The sequence below is a fragment of the Halanaerobacter jeridensis genome, assembly GCF_016908315.1.
Taxonomy (GTDB): domain Bacteria; phylum Bacillota; class Halanaerobiia; order Halobacteroidales; family Halobacteroidaceae; genus Halanaerobacter; species Halanaerobacter jeridensis.
Genome location: NZ_JAFBDQ010000013.1, coordinates 75,839 through 94,884, shown reverse-complemented (window position 1 = coordinate 94,884; position 19,046 = coordinate 75,839). Strand labels below are relative to the sequence as shown.

General features: G+C 35.0%; 15 protein-coding genes. All 15 read left to right on the top strand.

Annotated elements, in window-relative coordinates:
- The coding region (locus JOC47_RS11825) for an IS200/IS605 family accessory protein TnpB-related protein (protein ID WP_204702287.1) at positions 1 to 1,299 on the top strand (1,299 nt) is incomplete at its 5' end.
- A 257-nt stretch (positions 1,300 to 1,556) separates the two neighbouring features.
- On the top strand, positions 1,557 to 2,753 hold the full coding sequence (locus JOC47_RS11820; RefSeq protein ID WP_204702286.1) for a DUF5723 family protein: 1,197 nt from the start codon (positions 1,557 to 1,559) through the stop codon (positions 2,751 to 2,753).
- A gap of 176 nt (positions 2,754 to 2,929) precedes the next feature.
- Positions 2,930 to 4,087 (top strand): hypothetical protein, encoded by a 1,158-nt coding sequence (locus JOC47_RS11815; RefSeq protein ID WP_204702285.1) that lies wholly within the window; start codon positions 2,930 to 2,932, stop codon positions 4,085 to 4,087.
- Between the two features lie 20 nt (positions 4,088 to 4,107).
- Positions 4,108 to 4,989, top strand: coding sequence for an LPP20 family lipoprotein (locus tag JOC47_RS11810; protein WP_239551166.1), 882 nt, complete (start codon positions 4,108 to 4,110; stop codon positions 4,987 to 4,989).
- A gap of 15 nt (positions 4,990 to 5,004) precedes the next feature.
- Positions 5,005 to 6,360, top strand: a complete 1,356-nt coding sequence (locus JOC47_RS11805; protein WP_204702283.1) for a carboxypeptidase regulatory-like domain-containing protein — start codon at positions 5,005 to 5,007, stop codon at positions 6,358 to 6,360.
- A gap of 35 nt (positions 6,361 to 6,395) precedes the next feature.
- Positions 6,396 to 7,595, top strand: a complete 1,200-nt coding sequence (locus JOC47_RS11800) for a CsgG/HfaB family protein (RefSeq protein ID WP_204702282.1) — start codon at positions 6,396 to 6,398, stop codon at positions 7,593 to 7,595.
- A 296-nt stretch (positions 7,596 to 7,891) separates the two neighbouring features.
- Positions 7,892 to 8,935, top strand: a complete 1,044-nt coding sequence (locus JOC47_RS11795) for a CsgG/HfaB family protein (RefSeq protein WP_204702281.1) — start codon at positions 7,892 to 7,894, stop codon at positions 8,933 to 8,935.
- Positions 8,936 to 9,080: 145 nt separating this feature from the next.
- A complete protein-coding gene (locus tag JOC47_RS11790) occupies positions 9,081 to 9,947 on the top strand; it encodes an Rpn family recombination-promoting nuclease/putative transposase (protein WP_204702280.1) in 867 nt (288 codons plus the stop codon).
- Positions 9,948 to 10,084: 137 nt separating this feature from the next.
- Positions 10,085 to 10,369 carry a metalloregulator ArsR/SmtB family transcription factor gene (locus JOC47_RS11785; protein WP_204702279.1) on the top strand — a complete coding sequence of 95 codons (285 nt, stop codon included), beginning with the start codon at positions 10,085 to 10,087 and terminating at the stop codon, positions 10,367 to 10,369.
- Positions 10,370 to 10,453: 84 nt separating this feature from the next.
- The gene (locus JOC47_RS11780; protein WP_204702278.1) at positions 10,454 to 12,958 is read left to right on the top strand and encodes a CoA-disulfide reductase; all 2,505 of its coding nucleotides are present in this window, start codon (positions 10,454 to 10,456) and stop codon (positions 12,956 to 12,958) included.
- A gap of 161 nt (positions 12,959 to 13,119) precedes the next feature.
- Complete coding sequence (locus tag JOC47_RS11775; protein WP_204702277.1) at positions 13,120 to 14,115, top strand: hypothetical protein; 996 nt, start codon at positions 13,120 to 13,122, stop codon at positions 14,113 to 14,115.
- A gap of 46 nt (positions 14,116 to 14,161) precedes the next feature.
- A complete protein-coding gene (locus JOC47_RS11770) occupies positions 14,162 to 14,389 on the top strand; it encodes a glutathione S-transferase N-terminal domain-containing protein (protein ID WP_204702276.1) in 228 nt (75 codons plus the stop codon).
- A 51-nt stretch (positions 14,390 to 14,440) separates the two neighbouring features.
- Entirely contained in the window at positions 14,441 to 15,484 is a 1,044-nt protein-coding gene (locus JOC47_RS11765; RefSeq protein ID WP_204702275.1) for a DNA polymerase IV, read from the top strand.
- Positions 15,485 to 15,739: 255 nt separating this feature from the next.
- A complete protein-coding gene (glgP, locus tag JOC47_RS11760; protein WP_204702274.1) occupies positions 15,740 to 17,410 on the top strand; it encodes an alpha-glucan family phosphorylase in 1,671 nt (556 codons plus the stop codon).
- Positions 17,411 to 17,691: 281 nt separating this feature from the next.
- A complete protein-coding gene (locus tag JOC47_RS11755; protein WP_204702273.1) occupies positions 17,692 to 18,849 on the top strand; it encodes a radical SAM protein in 1,158 nt (385 codons plus the stop codon).
- Positions 18,850 to 19,046 lie beyond the last annotated feature (197 nt).

The window sequence follows — 19,046 nt, the reverse complement described above, 5'->3', positions numbered from 1 at the left end:
GATGCAGTTATGAAAGCAGATAGCATTATATCTTCGCAAAAGGAATTAGTAAAAGAATATCACAGTAATTATAAATCTAAGGTTAAACAGGTTAAGCAGGAATTAAAAAGAGCAAAATCTAAACAAAAAATCCATGCTTTAAAAACAAAGTTAGATAAATATCAGCGTAAGTTAGAAGAATATCAAAAACATTTAGATGAAGGTACTATTCCTAAAGTTATTTTTGGTGGGAAAGAAAATTATAAAGCTAGGTGTGAAGGGAAGATCTCCAATCAAGAATGGAAAAAACTTCGTAACAATAAATTCTGTTCTCGCGGAGAGAAGACTAAAAAAGGTAATCTCAATACGCGTATTGTTTTAGATAAAGATGATAACATCTTTTTAAGGATTAATACTAGTATCAAGAAAAATAACAGTAGATATGAGTATATTAAAGTTCCTCTTTATTTACCGCAAAAAGAGAATTTAGAGGGAGAGGTTAACGGGAGAGATTATAAAAGTATGGTTCTAGATGTTGTTAGCAAAGAGAAACCGTATTATGTAGAAGTTATTAATAAAGATAATCAATACTACGCTCATATTACTATTGAAGAGAAAACGCCAGAAATTAAATCTGCTAATCCTGAACAAGTAGGAATTATAGGAATAGACACTAACCCAGATGGTTTTGCTTTAACTTGTCTTGACCAAGAAGGTAATTATAAATGGCATAAATGTATAACCAATCCTGAATTAACTTCTGCTAAAGGTAATAGGCGTACTAATCTTTGTGGTGAACTAGCAAAAGAAGTAGTTGAATTTATTAAAGGTAAAGGATATTCAGTAGCAATTGAAGATTTGGAATTCAAACGCAACAGGTATGGAAATAAGAAATTTGAGAGGATTTCGCATCAATTTGTATATAGAAAGTTGTTGACTTTTTTAGAGAGAAGATGTAAGCGTGAAGGAATAGAAGTTATTAAAGTGAATCCTGCCTTCACTAGCATCATTGGTGAATACAAATACCAGCATCAGTTTGGGATAAGTATTCATAATTCTGCTGCATTAGTAATTGGCAGAAGGGTTTTAGGTTTTAATGAACGAATTCCAAAACAATTAACCCAAGTTATGAGTAGTCATTTAAACAGATTTAAATTCACGAAATTCATTTCTAGTCCCCAATGGTCTAAATGGGGGAAGATTGATTATATAATTAAAACTTTGATTAAAAATATCAAAAAGGAAGGTGGTGAAAATCCTGCTTATAGCAAAGACTATGCATATTCCAGATACAGGAAAAGATTGTTGGAAATCGCTTAATAATTATGACCTGATAAAAAGAATCAATTTTCCAATAGTTTAGATAGGGCAAAGCATCACATAGAGAAAGGACTTTGCCTAGAATGTAAAACTTAGGGACGGGTAACACCTGTATTTTTCTAGTACCTTGATATTGTAAATATTAAGGGCAGTAAGGAAGATTATAATCAAGCGATTATACCTAACACAATCTAATCCTGTATGATTGTGGTCTATGTATAGTTTTGCATAGGTTTTGTATAAGCAGGTGATTGCTGATGAAAGATAAATTATTAATTATTTCGTTGCTCTTTCTATTTGTAGCAGCTTTTAGTGCCACAAGTGCGGCAGCATTTTCAGCACGTACGGTAGGACTTGGTGATGAATTTGTAGCTATAACTGGAACAGATGCTATTTATGGGAATCCAGCTGCAGTTAATGTAGCTCCGCATAAATTTACTTTTGAGTTTTCGGGTGGTGGACAAGCTTGGAATAATCTACTGATGAATGATTATATCAGTGATTCAGATAAAGATGATATTTTAGATGGTGATGATCTATTAGGTGGTTTCAACGGTAATCAAGGATTAAAAGTACTAGTCGGACCGGTAACTTTAATTGCTGAAGGTAGAGAATCAGCTATTATTAGTCTACCTCCTGATGCTGCAGAATTGTTATTAGACGGTAATGAAATTGGCGAGACTTATGACTTTGCAGGCACTAAAGGTTCAGGTGCTGCCTATGCTGATGCTGGTCTTAACTTCTCTACTGAAGCAGCTAAGGGTGTTGCTGAAGATTGGGGCGTTAAGAAAGTATATATGGGCTTTAGCTATCATCAATTAGCAGGTGTGATCTATCAACTAGAAGGTAGTGGAGAGACTACAATTGAATATGATGATGTTAATAATGAGCCTGATGCTAGAGGTAATGGAGAATTTGAGCTAAAATATAATGAAGATGATAATGCAACAGGTTCAGCCTTGGACTTAGGCCTCTATGCTCAATTAAATGATACCTATAGTGTGGGCTTAAGTGTGCTGAATTTAGGTTCTATGGAAGTTAAGGGTTATCATTATCAAAAGTATGTTTATGATACTGAAGAAGATTTAGATGAAGACGAAGAAGGCGATAGAGACGGAACTTTGAAGTGGGATTTACCGACAACAATTAGATTAGGTGGAAAGATGAATTATAGTGAACATGTTGACTTTTATGCTGATTATTCTAATGTAAGTTATAACGGCGGCCAAATGGAACATAAAGTGGCTGCTGCAACTGAATATACTAGATTAAATTGGCTACCATTAAGAACAGGAATTAGTTATTCAACTTTAGCTAAAGAATTTAAGTGGTCAGCCGGCCTAGGACTTTATTTAGGGCCAGTCAAGACTGATTTGGGAGTCTCTAACTTACTAGGAATGTTTAATCAAGCTAAAGGTGGTAAGTTCTCTTTAACAACTAAGATTGAATTTTAAACTAAATTCATAATTATTAATTAGGCTCCTAGCTGAAATTATCTTTAGTTAGGAGCCTATTATATTTAAAATTAAAAGGAGGTATTTGGCGGGCTGAATAGAATTATAAAATTAGGTAATTCATGAAATTTTGTTTAGCTTTGCAATAGATTATGTAGCAGGATGGAGGGTTAGATATGAAGGGGTATTATCGGAGAGGAATTATTCTATTTATTTTATTATTACTTTTTAGTCTATCGAGCATTACTACTGCAGCAGATACTAAAACAGTGGTAGTACAAGGGCTAGCCTCTCTGGAGGATAGCAGTCTAGCAGTAGCTAAAGAAAAAGCAGTTAATCGCGGGCTGCGTCGGGCTGTAGAACAAGTAGTAGGGACTTATATTGATGCGACTACTAAAGTCGAGAATGGTCAATTGATTAGTGACCGGATTTTGAAGGATAGCCGCGGCTATGTTAAAGACTATCAAATTTTAAAAGAAAATGTAGTAGATAATAACTATCAAGTCCAATTAAGAGTGGCAGTAGGTACGGGAGATGTAATTAATGATTTAGAAGCCCTGGAGTTAAATATTAAACAGCAGGGCAATCCCCGAGTCATGATTTTAATCGAACAAATGAAAGAAGGCTATTATGTCAATCTTTCACCACAGGTAGTAAACAATAAATTAATGGAAGAGTTCATTGCATCAGGTTATCGGGTTTTAGACCAAGAACAGATAAAGAAAGTGGTTGATAGTGAACAACGCCAAGCAATGATTGCTGGTAATTATTGCTTGGCTGCTAAGTTGGGTAGTCAATTACAAGCTGATTTAGTAGTTCTTGGTGATGCCAGAGCCAGTCATGTTGACCTTTCCGATGTGTATGGCGATAATTTAAGCAGCTTAGAGAGTTATAGCAGTAATATTAATGTAAAAGTGATTAATATTACTACAGCCGAGGTGATTACTACTGCTAATGCAGAAGCGAGTGGAGCAGGAGCCAATAAGGAAAGTGCTGCTCGTAAGGCTTTGACTAAAGCTGCTAATGACCTGGGCCAAGAGCTAATTGATGATTTGAGCAAAGAATTAATCCAAGCGGAGAAGACTGTTACTGTGAAGGTTAACAATCTACAATCCTTAGCAGAACTAAAAGAATTAGAAAGTGTATTAAATACTATGCGAAGTATTAAACGAGTCTATCTGAGAGGATATAATAATAATTTAGGTACTTTTGATATAGAATTAAAACAAAGGACTAAAGTTTTAGATGTAGCCCTAGAATTAGAAAAGAACTTAGGTTTTGAGTTTGAAATTAATAATCTGTCATCAGCCAAACTAGTATTGAGAATTCAGTAATTCTTGAGGGAGGTAAAATGATGAAAAATTTCAACCTTAGATTGTTCTGTTTTAGTTTAGGATTAATGATTATAGTAATTGGAGTAGGAGTTGTTCAAGCCGAAGCTTCGCTCTTTAATAGTCGTCAAGATGCAAGAACTGATTGGCAAAAGTCTGTAGTACGGGCCAAGGGCTATGGAGTAGTTGGTGATGAGATTCAAAATAAAGCCCAAGCTAAGATCCTGGCTCGAGAAGCTGCAATTACGATGGCCCAACGTCATCTATTAGAAGAGATTAAAGGTGTTAATTTGACTGCCACTCAGACAATCAAGAATGCCCAAGTAGAATCAGATGTGATCAAAAAGAAGCTAAATGCTACCCTCCGCGGTGCTCGTATCGTTGAAGAAAAACAACCTGCTAAGGGGACTTATTTAGTGATTATGGAAGTTAAGTTTTATGGTCGAGATGGAGTGATTAAGGCGATTTTGCCTAAGTTAAAAGAAGAAGCTGAAAATAACAATAGTGAGCAATTGCAGTTAAATAATAATCAAGTTCAGACAGCTAGTACATCTCAGCAGGAGAAAGACTATACAGGGATTATTATTAATACAATTAATGTTGATGTAGAGCCTGCTATTGCACCTAATATCTATAGTGCTCAAGGTAAATTAATCTATGGGATTAGTACTTTAAATACTCAAGAAGTAATCACTAGTGGGATTGTAGGCTATGAACGTAGTTTAAATGCTGCCCGGGCCAATCCTCGCGTCGGCCAGAATCCATTAGTAATTAAAGCCCAAGATGTGAGAGGCAGTACTAAATCTGATCTAGTAGTAGCAACTGCTCAGGCGAAAAAAATGCTGCAGGTCGGACGAAGCAATAATATCTTTAATCAATCTAAAGTAATTATTGTTCTAAACTAAAAAGGGGGCACTGGAATGAAGAAAGAAATACTTATAGTTTTGCTTCTGTTAATCTTAGTCGTAACCGGTTGTGGACAAAAAACGATGACTCTCCGGGGCCAAGTAGTCGATCACAAAACGGGTCAAAGTATAGCGGGAGTTAAAGTAGAAGTTGCTAATCAAACTGTTAAAACTAATCAACAAGGATATTTTGTGCTCAAAGAAATTCCTGTTGTAGACAATGTAGCTAAAAAGAAGCGGATGATTAATATTTCTGCCCCTGGCTATAAAGACTATCAGCAGACAGTGGCTCTAAGAGAAGGTGATCAATCACTAACGATTGAGTTAGAACGAAAGTATATGAACTTAAGTGGGCAGGTACTCGATAGATTCAGTGGTCATCCTTTAGCAGGAATTCAAGTAGAACTAGGCAATCAGATGGTAGAAACTGATGCTAATGGCTATTTTGCGCTGCAAAAAATTCCGGTGTTGAGTAAAGAGAAGATGCTTAAAGTTTCTGCCCCAGCTTATCGAACTTATGCCCAAGAAATTGCTTTGCAGGCAGGAACTAAAGATCTAACTATTAAGTTAGAAGGACGTCAAGAGACTAAATTCTTCTTTAGCAGTGACCAACGCGGTTCGCGTGATATCTATATCACTGATATCTATGGTCAACGCCTACAGCGTTTAACTACTCAGCAAAGTGATGAATGGGCTCCTGATTGGTCTGCAGCCCGTAAGGAAGTGTTGTTCTTATCTGACCGAGATGGTAGTACTAATATTTATACTATGGCAGCTGATGGTGGAGAGCAAAAACAGTTAACTTCTACAGCTACTGCTAAGGAAAATCCAGTCTGGTTAGATGAGAATAGAATTCTCTATGCTTCTAATCGTGATGGAGATTATGATTTATATATTACTACTGTTGATGGTAGTTACTTACGCCGCTTAACTGATAATGACTATTATGATGGTCAAGCTGTTTATTCTGCAAAGCAGAATGCAGTAGCCTATATTGCAGCAACTACTGGAGAGAAGAAACTACATCTGCTGAACTTAGATACAGGTGCTAAAGTACTGCTCCATAAAAGTGCTGGCGAAGACAGAGCACCGAGTTGGTCAGCTGCGGGCGATAAAATTGTATTTGTTAATTATCAGGCCGGTCGCTCAGCCTTAAAGCAGATTAATTATAATGGTAGTGGCTTAAAAGCATTGATTGCTTTAGAAGAAGAGATTAGTGATTACGCCTTAGGAGATCTAAAAAATCAGATGGGGCTTTATGTCAGTCAGCAGCAGAGTCAAAACATTAAACTTTTAACTACTAAGGGAGTTACTAGAGAAATATTAGTTAATCCCCAGATTAATGTAAGTGATCCAGCCTGGAAAAAATAAATCTAATTATTTGAAAAATTGAAGGAGTGATTTTGTTGCGACAGTATCAAAAATTAATAGCAATTATTATATTAGTATTTGTGATAGTAACTGGTCTAGGCATCGATTTTGCTCAAGCACAAGAATTATCGCTACAGGCTAATAATCAAAATGATGCAGGTTCTACTAATGATACTTTAACGATTTTAGGAGTAGTATTAGTAGTTGGTCTTACTGCTAAATTAATCGATAGTTTGCGTGATAAGAAGGCCTATCAAACACATTTAGAAAAGGGGCAACAGTACTTAAGTGATCAGAAATATGCTCTAGCAGTTACAGAATTAGAAACAGCGCGAGATAATAAGGATACTAAGCAAGTGCGCAGTCTCTTACAGCAAGCTTATATAGGCAAAGGACAGAGCAATTTAGAGAGCCAAAACTATAATCTAGCCCTTAGTAATTTTAAGCAGGCTCAGAGATTAAAAAATAGCCAAGAAGTACAAGAATTACTGCAGCAAGCGCAAGAAAAGTATCAGCAGCAGCATTATCAATTGGCTCTTGATTATAAAGAACAAGGACAATTAACAGCCGCCTATCAAGAATTTGAGAAAGTACAGCGCTACGGCAATTATTTAGATACTAATCAACTAGCAGAGCAAGTTTATCAAAAATTAAAGCAACTGAAATTAAAGCGTCTAGCAGTTTTAGACTTTGAAGATACAACTTATGGCTATGGTAATTTAGGGAGCAAAGTTGCATCATTATTTACAGGAGAACTCTTAGCAAAGAATCCTAAGTTTATTGAAATTATCGAGCGCGAACAGCTAAATTCTATTGTCAGTGAACAGAAATTAAGTGATGCCAGTGGTTTAGTCGATGCTTCAACAGCACAAGAACTAGGTAATATTTTAGGTGTTGATTATATTGTAGTCGCTAAGATTCTCAGCGCAGATGTAGATACTGATATCAGCAGTGAATATCAAGAAGAGTATGATGCTAGTGAGGGTGAATATGTAGATAAGAAGATTTATACTAAAAAACGAGAGGCATATACTCAGATCATCTTTAAATTATTAGATGTTTCAAACGCTAAGGTAGTCACTAGTAGAACAATTAAAAAGACAGCTATTGATAGTGAAAGTTATGAATCAGGTGGAGACCCAGATTTGATCTCTGAGAATAAGTTATTTGATGAAGTATTAACTGAAGCAGTATCTGATTTTGCAGATGTGATTTATCAAAAATACGAAATATAAGAATAGTGACAAGTGATGAGTGAAGAATAGTAAAGATAAAACAGTGACAAGTGATGAGTGAAGAATAGTAAAGAGTGAAGATAGGAAAAGCAATAAGAATAGTGAAGAGTGAAGAGTAAAGAAGAGTGATCAGTAAAGAGAAAAAACAATAATAAAACAGTGAAAAACATTTGTAGAGATTTGGCATTGCCAAATCTATCTTTTGAATTTATGAGTATTGCATCTAAATAATAATTTTGTAGTGCATGACACTGATATATTGATTGTCAATAATATTTGAGAAAGGTAGGGAGAAAATGAAGAGTGTTAGTTTAAAATTAACAACAGTTTTATTGGTTATGATAGTAGCGATTACTTTGACTGCTAATAATGTTGGCCCTCTGCCGTCACAGGTTTGTGCTAGTAGTGGTGAATCAATTGGAGTGGGGGCCTTAGTTGTTTTAGGTGCCTGGGGTGGTTATAAATTATTTACCGGCCATCAGCAGCAGAAATATGATGATTATCTAGCCCAAGGAAAAGAGTATTTAGAGAATGAAAACTATGCTTTAGCAATTAAGAGTTTTAAATCTGCTCGCAAGATTAAGGATAGTGTTAAAGCAAATCAACTATTGACTACAGCTCAAACAAAGTATCAACAATATCATTATCAGCAGGGTAAAGAATACTTAGAAGAAGAAAATTGGGAACTAGCCTATCAAGAATTTAAGAAAGTAGAACAATCTGCATCTTATTTAGATAGTAATTTAAAAAAAGAAGAAGCATATAATAAATTACGTCAGCAGAAGCTAAAAAGAGTTGCTGTGATTGAATTTGAAGATAACAGTTACCGTTATGATTTAGGTACGAGAACTACTGGATTTTTAGTCTCTGATTTATTGGAGTTAGAACCTGATTTTTTAGAGATTGTGGAACGGGATAAATTAAGTACAACTTTAACAGCACAGGAATTAGCAGCTAGTGGTTTAATAACTAGTACTGCTGCTCAAGAAATAGGGACAGCAGCTCAAACAGATTATCTACTAGTAGGTAAAGTGATTAGTGGAGAAATAGACCGTGATGAAAGTCGAGAGCTATTGACTAAAGAAGATGATGAAGAAGTAGAAAAGATACGAATTGAAAAGGCTGCCTATGTAGAGGTTCTATTTAAATTGATAGATGCAACTGATGGTGCAGTAGTAGTTAGCAAAAGTTTTGAGGAAACAGAACTTTATCAGCAGAGTTATTTCGAAGATGAAGCTCAAATCATTGTTTCAGATGAAAAATTATTGAATACTGCGCTTAAAAAAGTAGCTGGACGCTTTGCTAATCTACTAGTTAAGCAATATGGTTTAATTGAATAAAACTAAGGGAAGTGGGCTTTGGCCCACTTTTTTATTTTTTTGATATAAAATTATAATTTCAAGATATTAGGATAAGATAATACTGATGCTTTTAATATCTTTATTATTAAGATATAATAAAATTGTAAAAGGAATGATAATTAAAGTGAAAGAAAAACTTTTAGATCCCAAAGTTGATTTTGTTTTTAAAAGAATATTTGGGTCGGAGAAACATCCTAATATTTTGATTTCATTTTTGAATAGTGTTTTAGGAACCAAGGGAACGAAAAAGGAAATAGTAAAAGTAAAGATTGACAATGCGGAAATTAATAGAGAATGGGAAGAAGACAAATTATCAAGATTAGATGTTAAAGCAACTGCTGATGATGGTCGAAAGTTAAATGTGGAAATTCAGCTAAAAAATCAGTATAATATGAAGAGAAGAACCTTATATTATTGGAGCAAATTATATACTTCTCAATTAAATAAGGGAGAAAAGTACAGTCAACTAAGAAAAACAGTTGCTATTAATATTTTAAATTTCAATTATTTAAAATCGATGGAAGATTATCATAATTGTTTTTTATTAAAAGAAAAAGAAAACAATCAGGTGTTAACTGATATTGAAGAAATACATTTTATTGAGTTAACTAAATTAAACGAGGAAAAATATCAAGATCTTAAAAAGATAAATGATGATTTAATACCGTGGTTATTATTTTTAAAAGACCCGGAAAGCGAGGTGGTTAAAATGATTGAAGAAAAAGTTGAAGAATTAAAAGAAGCTGCCGAAAATTTAGAGATTATGAGTCAAGATAAAGAGGAAAGACAGAAATATGAAGCACGACAAAAAGCAATTCATGATTATTTAACTAACTTAGAAGGAGCAAAACAAGAAGGAGTTAAATTAGGGGAAAGAGGTAGAAATATAGAAATAGCAAAAGAAATGATAGAAGATGGAGAAGAGTTAGAAAAAATAATGAAATATTCAAAACTGTCGAAAGAAGAAATAAAAGGACTTCAAAAGAGTTAACTTTTCTTGTTTTCAACTTCAGATGAAGGTTGATAGCTTAAACCTAAAGTGGGCCAAAGCCCACTTTTTTTACTTGACAACTACTTCAATATATCGTAATATATAAATGTATTGAATAAATTCTGGAGGGATTTCAAGTGGAGAATATCACAAGAGAATTTGAGGATGTAAAAAACAAAGCAGATATAATCAAAGGCTTGTCTCATCCAATTCGCTTATGTATAGTTAAAGGGTTAATGAGTGATGAAGGTTGTAATGTTTCTAAAATGCAGGATTCTTTAGATATACCACAGTCTACGTTATCGCAGCATTTGGCTAAGTTAAGAAATTTAGGGATTTTGGAAGGACAGCGTAACGGGGTGGAAGTGAATTATTATGTAGTTAATGAAGACGCTAAAAAAATAATTGAGGCTTTATTTTAATTAATAGAGTCTTAATTTTTAAATTAAATATCCGGTTATTTAAATATGCTAATCAAATGAAAAAAAGAACAAGGGGGAGTTTTAATGTCTAATAAAGTTCTAATTGTTGGTGGGGTAGCTGGTGGCGCTAGTACAGCTGCACGCTTAAGAAGAATGGATGAAGATGCTGAAATTGTTGTTTTTGAAAAAGGAGATCATATTTCTTTTGCTAATTGTGGTCTGCCGTATCACATTGGTGAGGTTATTGAAGATAGGGAAAAGTTATTGGTGCAGACGCCGGAAGCAATGGAAGCGAGATTTGATATTGATGTGCGGGTTAAGAATAAGGTAACGGAAATTGATCGGGAGAATAAAAAGATTGAGGTTAGAGATTTAGATAACTGTGAAACATATGAAGAAGACTATGATTATTTAGTCTTATCTCCAGGTGCAGAACCGATCTTACCACCGGTGCCAGGAGCTGATGGTGACAATATCTATACTTTGCGTAATATTCCGGATACAGACCAAATTAAAGGTTTTGTCGATAATAATGAACCTAAGAGTGCTGTAGTAGTAGGAGCAGGTTATATTGGGGTTGAGATGGCGGAGAACTTACATGACCGTGGTTTAGATGTCTCTATAGTGGAGATGGCACCACAGGTCTTAGGGCCAATTGACCGTGAGATGGCTGCTCAAGTACACAATCATCTCCGCATGAATGGGATTAATCTTTATTTAGATAATGCAGTAGCTGGATTCGATGATGTCTCAGGACGTAAAAAGGTGGAATTACAAGATGGTACGCAATTAACGACTGATCTTGTGATTATGTCTGCTGGTGTGAAGCCGATGACTGAACTTGCCGAAGAGGCAGGATTGGAAATTGGTGACACGGGAGCAATTAAAGTTAATCACTATTTACAAACTTCTGATGAGAATATTTATGCTTTAGGTGATGCTATTGAAGTTACTAATTCTGTCACTGGTGAAGCAGCTCATATTCCATTAGCAGGACCTGCTAATAAACAGGGACGAATTGTTGCTAATAATATTACTGGAGAACCAGAGAAATTTAAAGGTAGTCAAGGAACTGCAATTGCTAAAGTTTTTGACCTAGCAGTAGGTGCCACGGGAGTTAATGAAAAGCAACTACAGGATACTGATATTGAGTATGATAAAACATATATTAATAAGAAGAACCACGCTGGTTATTACCCGGGGGCAGTACCAATGACAATTAAGGTTCTCTTTACTCCGGAAGAGGGTAAGTTATTAGGAGCGCAGGTTGTAGGTTATGATGGAGTAGATAAACGAGTTGATGTCTTTGCTACAGCAATTGAGTTTGAAAAGACAGTCTTTGACCTACAAGAATTAGACTTAGCTTATGCACCGCCATTTGGTTCTGCTAAAGATCCAGTTAATATGGCTGGTTTTGTCGCCGGTAATATGCTTAATGGCAAAGTAGAAATGGTTAATTGGGATCAGGTTGATGACCTAAAGCCAAGTACTCTATTATTAGATGTGCGAGAAGAAGTAGAGGTGCAGTTAGGTAAGATAGAAGGTGCTGTTAATATTCCGCTCAATGAACTACGTGATCGCTTGGATGAATTAGATAAAGAGCAGGAGATTGTAGTTTATTGTGCTGTTGGTTTAAGAGGATATATTGCTACTAGAATCTTGATGCAGAATGGTTTTGAGAATGTTAAGAACTTAGCTGGAGGATATAAATTATACGATGAAGTGAAGAAGGATAAAGAAGAAATTGTCGATGATACTACAACTCCAGAACACGAGAAATTAGCTAGTATTACTACTCCTGAAGAGAGTAAATATTCTCAAGATGAGATTGAAAGAACGGTTAAAGAAGGAGAAAAGTTTGAACTTGATGCCTGTGGTCTACAGTGTCCAGGGCCAATTATGCAAGTATCGCAAAAGATGCAGGAGATGGAAGATGGAGATATCTTAGAAGTAACTGCTACTGACCCAGGTTTCACTGCTGATATTAAGTCTTGGTGTGAAAGTACTGGTAATACATTATTAGATACTGCTAAAGATGGTACAGAATATAGTGCTAAATTGCAGAAAGGTAGCAAAGAAGTGCCTGCTGGCGGTACTGGAAGAGTAGTTGAAGAGAAAAACGGGACGACGATGGTTGTCTTTAGTGGTGATTTAGACAAAGCTATCGCTTCCTTCATTATTGCTAATGGAGCAGCATCAATGGGTAAAGATGTAACATTGTTCTTCACTTTCTGGGGCTTAAATGTCTTAAGAAAGAACAAAGAAGATATAGATGTTGAAAAGAGTGCTATGGATAAGATGTTCGGTAAGATGATGCCGCAAGGTAGTGAAAACTTATCCTTATCTACAATGAATATGTTCGGCATGGGTCCTAAGATGATCCGGAAGGTAATGGAGAATAAAGGTGTTGATTCTTTAGAAACATTAATCGAGCAAGCCCAGGAGAATGGAGTGCGATTGGTTGCTTGTCAGATGACAATGGATTTATTAGGATTTAGCAAAGAAGAATTGATTGATGGAGTAGAAGTTGGCGGCGTGGCAACATTCTTAAATTCTGCTGATCAATCTAATATGAGCTTATTTATTTAAAGCAAATAGAATAAAGTAGAGAGTTAGGTAAGGATGCTGTGAAGAACAGTATCCTTACCCTTTTTTATTTTTTGGTTTTAATTTTGGGCTAGAGTACTATATAATTAAGAACTACATATTAATATAAATTAATTTTAGATGCGTAATGTTGAGGTGAGAGAATGAAATCATATAAAATAATGCTTTGCTTGTTGTTTTTGCTGCTAATTGCTACTCCAATTGCTGGAGCTGAAGAGTCTAATTCTACTTTATCTAATAATATTCTAGTTAAAGAAGCACGACGATTACAGAAGATGGGCGAAAGAATTCAAAATGAAATAGAAAGACCACTGTCCTTAGGTGAAGATATTGATTTATCTTTTGATATTGATTGGAGTTCTGATTTTTTGGTGGATACTAAGTTGAGAATGAACAAAGAAAAACGAGAATATGTTTTAGAATACGCAGAATTAAAAGAAGAGGCAGATGGAGAAAATTATGATTATCAAACTACAGGCTATGCCACTAAATTGCAAGTTAATAATTTGATCAATGAAGAAGTAAAGCTTAATTTTGGTGTTATATATAGTGAAAATGATTATAGAGAAGCTAATGATTCCCATAGATATACGGTCTTAAGGGCGGAAAATATTTTAAAAGATAAAGATGAGAAGAGTAAGTTAAGAGTAGTTACAGATTATGCAATTGCAGTAAGTGAGCAGCAAGAAAATTTTCAGAAAATAAAATTAGATTGGCAGTTGATTAATGAATTGTCGAGTGATGAACAACTTATTTACAATTTGAAAACTGGGATTACTACTAAAGAGACGCCTCGGGCTTATCGCTTTAAAGTTGGAGGATATAATTATTTAAATCTGTTAGGACAAGAAGATGAAAAAGCGGGAGATGTTTTTGTAGCCAATAGTTTTAAGTATCAAAATAAATTATTAGGTGCCCACAAATTTGAGTACCTTGTGTTAGAAAAGATTTTAGGAGTTGCTTTTGTCAATATCTCTAAGACAACAACAAGAGAAGAGTTGTGGCACGGCGGTTTAGAAGTAGATATGGGATTAGGACTGAACACTGAACTAAAATTAGGTGAGATAAAGGCCGGATTAGAGGTAGATGATATTGATTCTAGCCCGCAATTTCATCTAAAGTTCAAAGAGGATTTTTAAATTTTCTTTAAATTCGATATAATAATGTTGTGGGAGGGGAAAACATATGTTATTACATCAATTTCAATCATGTCCGTTCTGTAAAAAAGTAAGAAGAAAGTTAGAAGAATTAGATTTGGATTATGAGACAAGAGAGGTACCGCGTGATAAGTCCAAGCGTAATACAATTAAAGAATTATCTGGTCAGTTGAAAGTACCAGTGTTAGAAGATGGAGAGAAAGTAATTTATGATTCAAGAGATATAGTTGATTACTTAGAAGAAAATTATGCTTAGTTGTCTTTCCTGAAGGTAGCAGAAGTAAATCAAGTCAATTAGGTGATTATTATGGAATTAAATATTATACATGTAGATATGGATGCCTTTTACGCTGCGGTAGAGCAGCGGGAACATCCTGAATATAGAGGTCAGCCGGTGATTGTGGGAGGGCAGAGCAAACGGGGAGTGGTGAGTACTGCTTCTTATGAAGCGCGGGAGTATGGAATTCATTCAGCGCAGGCCATGGCGAAAGCTAAGCAGCTCTGTCCAGATGGAATTTATCTGCGACCGCGTCATGACTATTATAAGCAAGTTTCTAAAAAAATTCGGGCTGTTTTTGCGCGTTATACTGACTTGATTGAACCTTTATCCCTTGATGAGGCGTATTTAGATGTGAGTACTAACGCAGAAAATAGCATCAAAATAGCTAAACGAATTAAGCGTCAAATTAAAGTTGAATTGGATTTAGTGGCTTCTGTAGGGGTTAGCTATAACAAATTTTTAGCTAAATTAGCTTCGGATTTGAATAAGCCGGATGGCTTTAAGATAGTATCTCCTTTTCAAGCTCAAGAATTGATTTGGCCAATGGATGTGAGTGAATTATGGGGGGTCGGTCCTAAGACGGAAGAAGAGTTAAAGGAATTAGGTTTAGAAAGAATTGCTGATGTAGCCCAAGCTGATCGCTTATTTTTGATTAGGGAGCTGGGTAAAAAGGGGTATCGTCTGCATAAATTGGCCCAAGGTCAAGACCCTCGTGAAGTATCAATTCCAGGCGATCCTAAATCGATTGGGAATGAGACTACTTTCAAACAAGATATTGCTAAGAGGTCATTACTACAAGAACATTTACTGCAGTTAAGTCAAAAAGTAGCGCAAAGATTACAGAATAAGGAAGTTAAGGGGAAGACAGTGACTCTTAAATTGAAATATGAAGATTTTGAAGTATTATCGCGTAGTAATACAATTCAGCATTATATTGATAATGGAGAAGAAATTTATGAGTTGGCTGATAGATTATTAGAAAAGATTGATTTGCCTAAGAAAGTAAGGCTGATTGGGGTTACTGTCTCTAATTTAGTTGATAAAAAATTCGAACAATTAAAATTATTTTAAAATTCCTTTTGACATTTGGAAAAATTATGATAAAATATATGTTATAAGAATCTTACAAACATAATATTAAAAAAATAAATGAGTCTTCTATAAAAATTTGAGGGCAATGTTACTCGCTTAGTAAGAACCCTGGTTAACTTAGAGGTGTTAATCATGGGTTCTTATTTTATTTTTTGTTAAGGTTGTAGTAAACTTAGTAAACAATATATACACTCTAAAATAAATTAATTAGAGATATTAAGGAGGAAATTAAAGATGGCTAAAGGAGAACCAAAGGTAGCGTATTTTTGTATGGAGTATGGGTTAGAATCAGATTTTAAAATTTATTCAGGTGGTTTAGGTGTCTTAGCAGGGGATCATATGAAAACTGCTGCTGATCAAGACCGCGACTTAGTTGGAATCGGTATCCTATGGAAGCAAGGATATAATGAGCAGGTGTTTAGAGAAGGTTATCGACCTTATAATGCTTATCCAAATGAAAAAATGAATTATGACTTCCTAGAAGATACTGGTGTTAAAGTAACTGTTGAGATTAGAGAAAGAGAAGTAACTGCTAAGGTGTGGAAAGTAACCGAATTTGGTAATGCTGACTTGTATTTGTTAGATACTGATTTAGAAGAAAATTTTGGTGCTGATTCTTGGATTACTGACCGTTTGTATGGAGGATTTGATGAGCATAGAATTGCCCAAGAAATGGTGCTAAGTATTGGTGGAGTAAGAGCACTAAGAAAGCTTGATATTGAAGCCGATGTATATCACTTTAATGATAGTCATCCAGTATTTGCTGGTGTAGAGTTATTAAGAGAGAAAATGAAAGATGAAGATATGTTTTTTGAGGATGCTATGGAGGAAGTACAAGAAGATGTTGTCTTTACAACACATACTCCAGTTAAAGCAGGTAATGAAGTTCATTCTCATAAATTATTAAGATATATGGGTGCTTATCAGCACTTAAATATTGAACAGATGGTAGCTATTGGTGATGCTCCATTTAGTATGACTGCAGCAGGTCTAAGATTTGCTAGAAATGCAAACTCTGTAGCTAGCTTACACGAACAGACTGCTAATGAAATGTGGGATCATGTTGATGGTGCTGCTCCAATTGTAGGTATTACTAATGGAGTACATCGCGGTACATGGACTGATGAGAGAATTACTTCTGCTCTAGAAGAAGGCGACCATGAGGAAATTTGGTCTAAGCACCAAGAAATTAAAGGTGAATTAATTGACTTTATTGCCGAGAGAAATGGTGTTGAATTAGATAATGACAAATTACTAGTTGGATTTGCTCGTCGTGCTGCACCATATAAAAGAAGTGACTTAATCTTTAGTGATCCAGATGTAATTGATGAGTATTTAAATAGTGGAAAAATTCAGCTTGTCTTTGCAGGTAAAGCACATCCATTAGATGATACAGGAAAAGAAATTGTAGCTAATTTATTAGAAATGGCCGAAAAGTATCCAGAAAGTGTTGTTTTCTTAAGAGATTATGACATGGAAATTGGTGCTTTATTAACTAGAGGTTGTGATGTATGGTTAAATAATCCTCGTCGACCAAAAGAAGCTAGTGGTACTTCGGGAATGAAGGCTGCTATGAATGGTGTGTTAAATGTAAGTATTCTTGATGGTTGGTGGCCAGAAGCTTGCCGTCATGGAGAAAATGGTTGGGCAATTGGTACTGATCCAAAGACTGCTGATGATTTTGAAGGCGATTATGATGAAAGAATTGAAAAACTAGATGAATATGACCTTGAAAATCTATATGATGTCATGTTAAATGATGTAGTGCCAACTTATTATGATAATCAAGATAAGTGGATTGACATGATGATTGAAAGTCATAATGATACATTTGAGAAGTTCTCTGCTGATAGAATGTTAAAAGACTACTACGAGTTAGTTTATTCTCCAGAAGAAAGTAAGTAATTTGCTCAAAACTCTGCATATAGCTTGCGCTCTTATTAAGCTCAAAGCAGAGCGTTTTGGGCTACACGGAGAGTCTTGTTTTTTAAGACTCGCAGGAAAGTAAGTAATTTGCAAAAAACTAAACAACACTAATAAAGAAGGGCCAACTTCGTCACAGAGGTTGGTTCTTTTTTTAGTTTAAATTCAGGTGAAAGTATGGCATAATATTTAAAAGAATAATGCAAAAGGTTATTTTTTTATACTTAAATAGATAATTAAATAAAAGCGAGGTGTTAGTGAAAATGAAGCAAGGTGAGGAAGGTTATCAAGGTTTTGAAATTGGCCCAATTAGACCTCCCAGTGAAGCAAATAGTTTACTACTGAGATTAACTAGAAATTGTCCTTGGAATCAATGCAACTTCTGTGGTTTATATAAAGGTCAAGAATTTAGTTTAAGACCCAAAGCGCATATTCTAAAAGATATTGATTTGATTAAAGAAGGAGTAGAAGTTTTAAAAGAGACTACTGCCCAAAATAATTATAGCCGGCGGGAGTTATTAGCTAATTTAAGAGAAACCCTTGGTACTGATGGTAAGCGGGCTTATCATGAGGTTTTAAATTGGTACCAAAATGGAATGAAGACTATTTTTTTACAGGATGCTAACAGTTTAATTATGGATGTAGATGATTTAGTAGAGATACTAAACTATCTTAACTCTAATTTTCCAGAAGTAGAAAGGATAACCTCTTATGCGAGATCACATACTATAGCTTTAATGTCTGCTCAGGAGCTGCAAAGAATTGCAGAGGCAGGGCTAACCAGACTGCATATTGGTCTCGAAAGCGGTAGTGACCAGGTCTTAGATTTAATCAATAAAGGGGTCACTCAAGAGCAGCATATTACAGCCGGACAAAAGATTAAAGAGACTAAGATTGAACTGTCTGAATATTTTATGCCCGGTTTAGGTGGCGTAGAATATTCTGAAGAAAATGCCTTGGAAACTGCTAAAGCCTTAAATCAAATTAATCCTGATTTTATCAGAATTAGAACTCTTGTTGTTACAGATAATGTTCCTCTTAAGCAGCAGTATCAGCAGGGAGTCTTTAGCAGAACTAATGACCAACAGATGGTTGAAGAAATATTGTTATTGATTAAAAATCTAACTGGAATTAGCAGTACCGTGAAGAGTGACCATATCTTGAACTTAATTCCTGAAGTAGAGGGAGGATTACCAGCCGATAAGTCCAAAATGATTGATGCACTACAGTGGTTTCTGGACCTCACTGAAGAAGAGCAGATGATATTTAGGCTTGGTAGAAGAACGGGGATTATGCAGGGCATGAATGATTTAAGAGATTCTTTTAAGCGCGAGAGAGTAAAAAACTATATTGCAGAAAAAAATATTAGTGCTGAGAATGTGGATGATGTAGTGGATCAATTGATGAAAAGATATATATAATTAGAGCTATTAGTCATGAGGTGTGAGCGGTGAGCCAGTCAAAAGCAAGAGCTCACAGCTCCCCCCAGTCTACTGCTAAATAGCCTTGGTCTATTTTTTTATTCATAATTGGAAAAATATAGCATATATATTTTAATAAATGACTCATAAAATAGTAATTAGAACTTAATAATATCTAATAGAGGAAAATTTAAGGG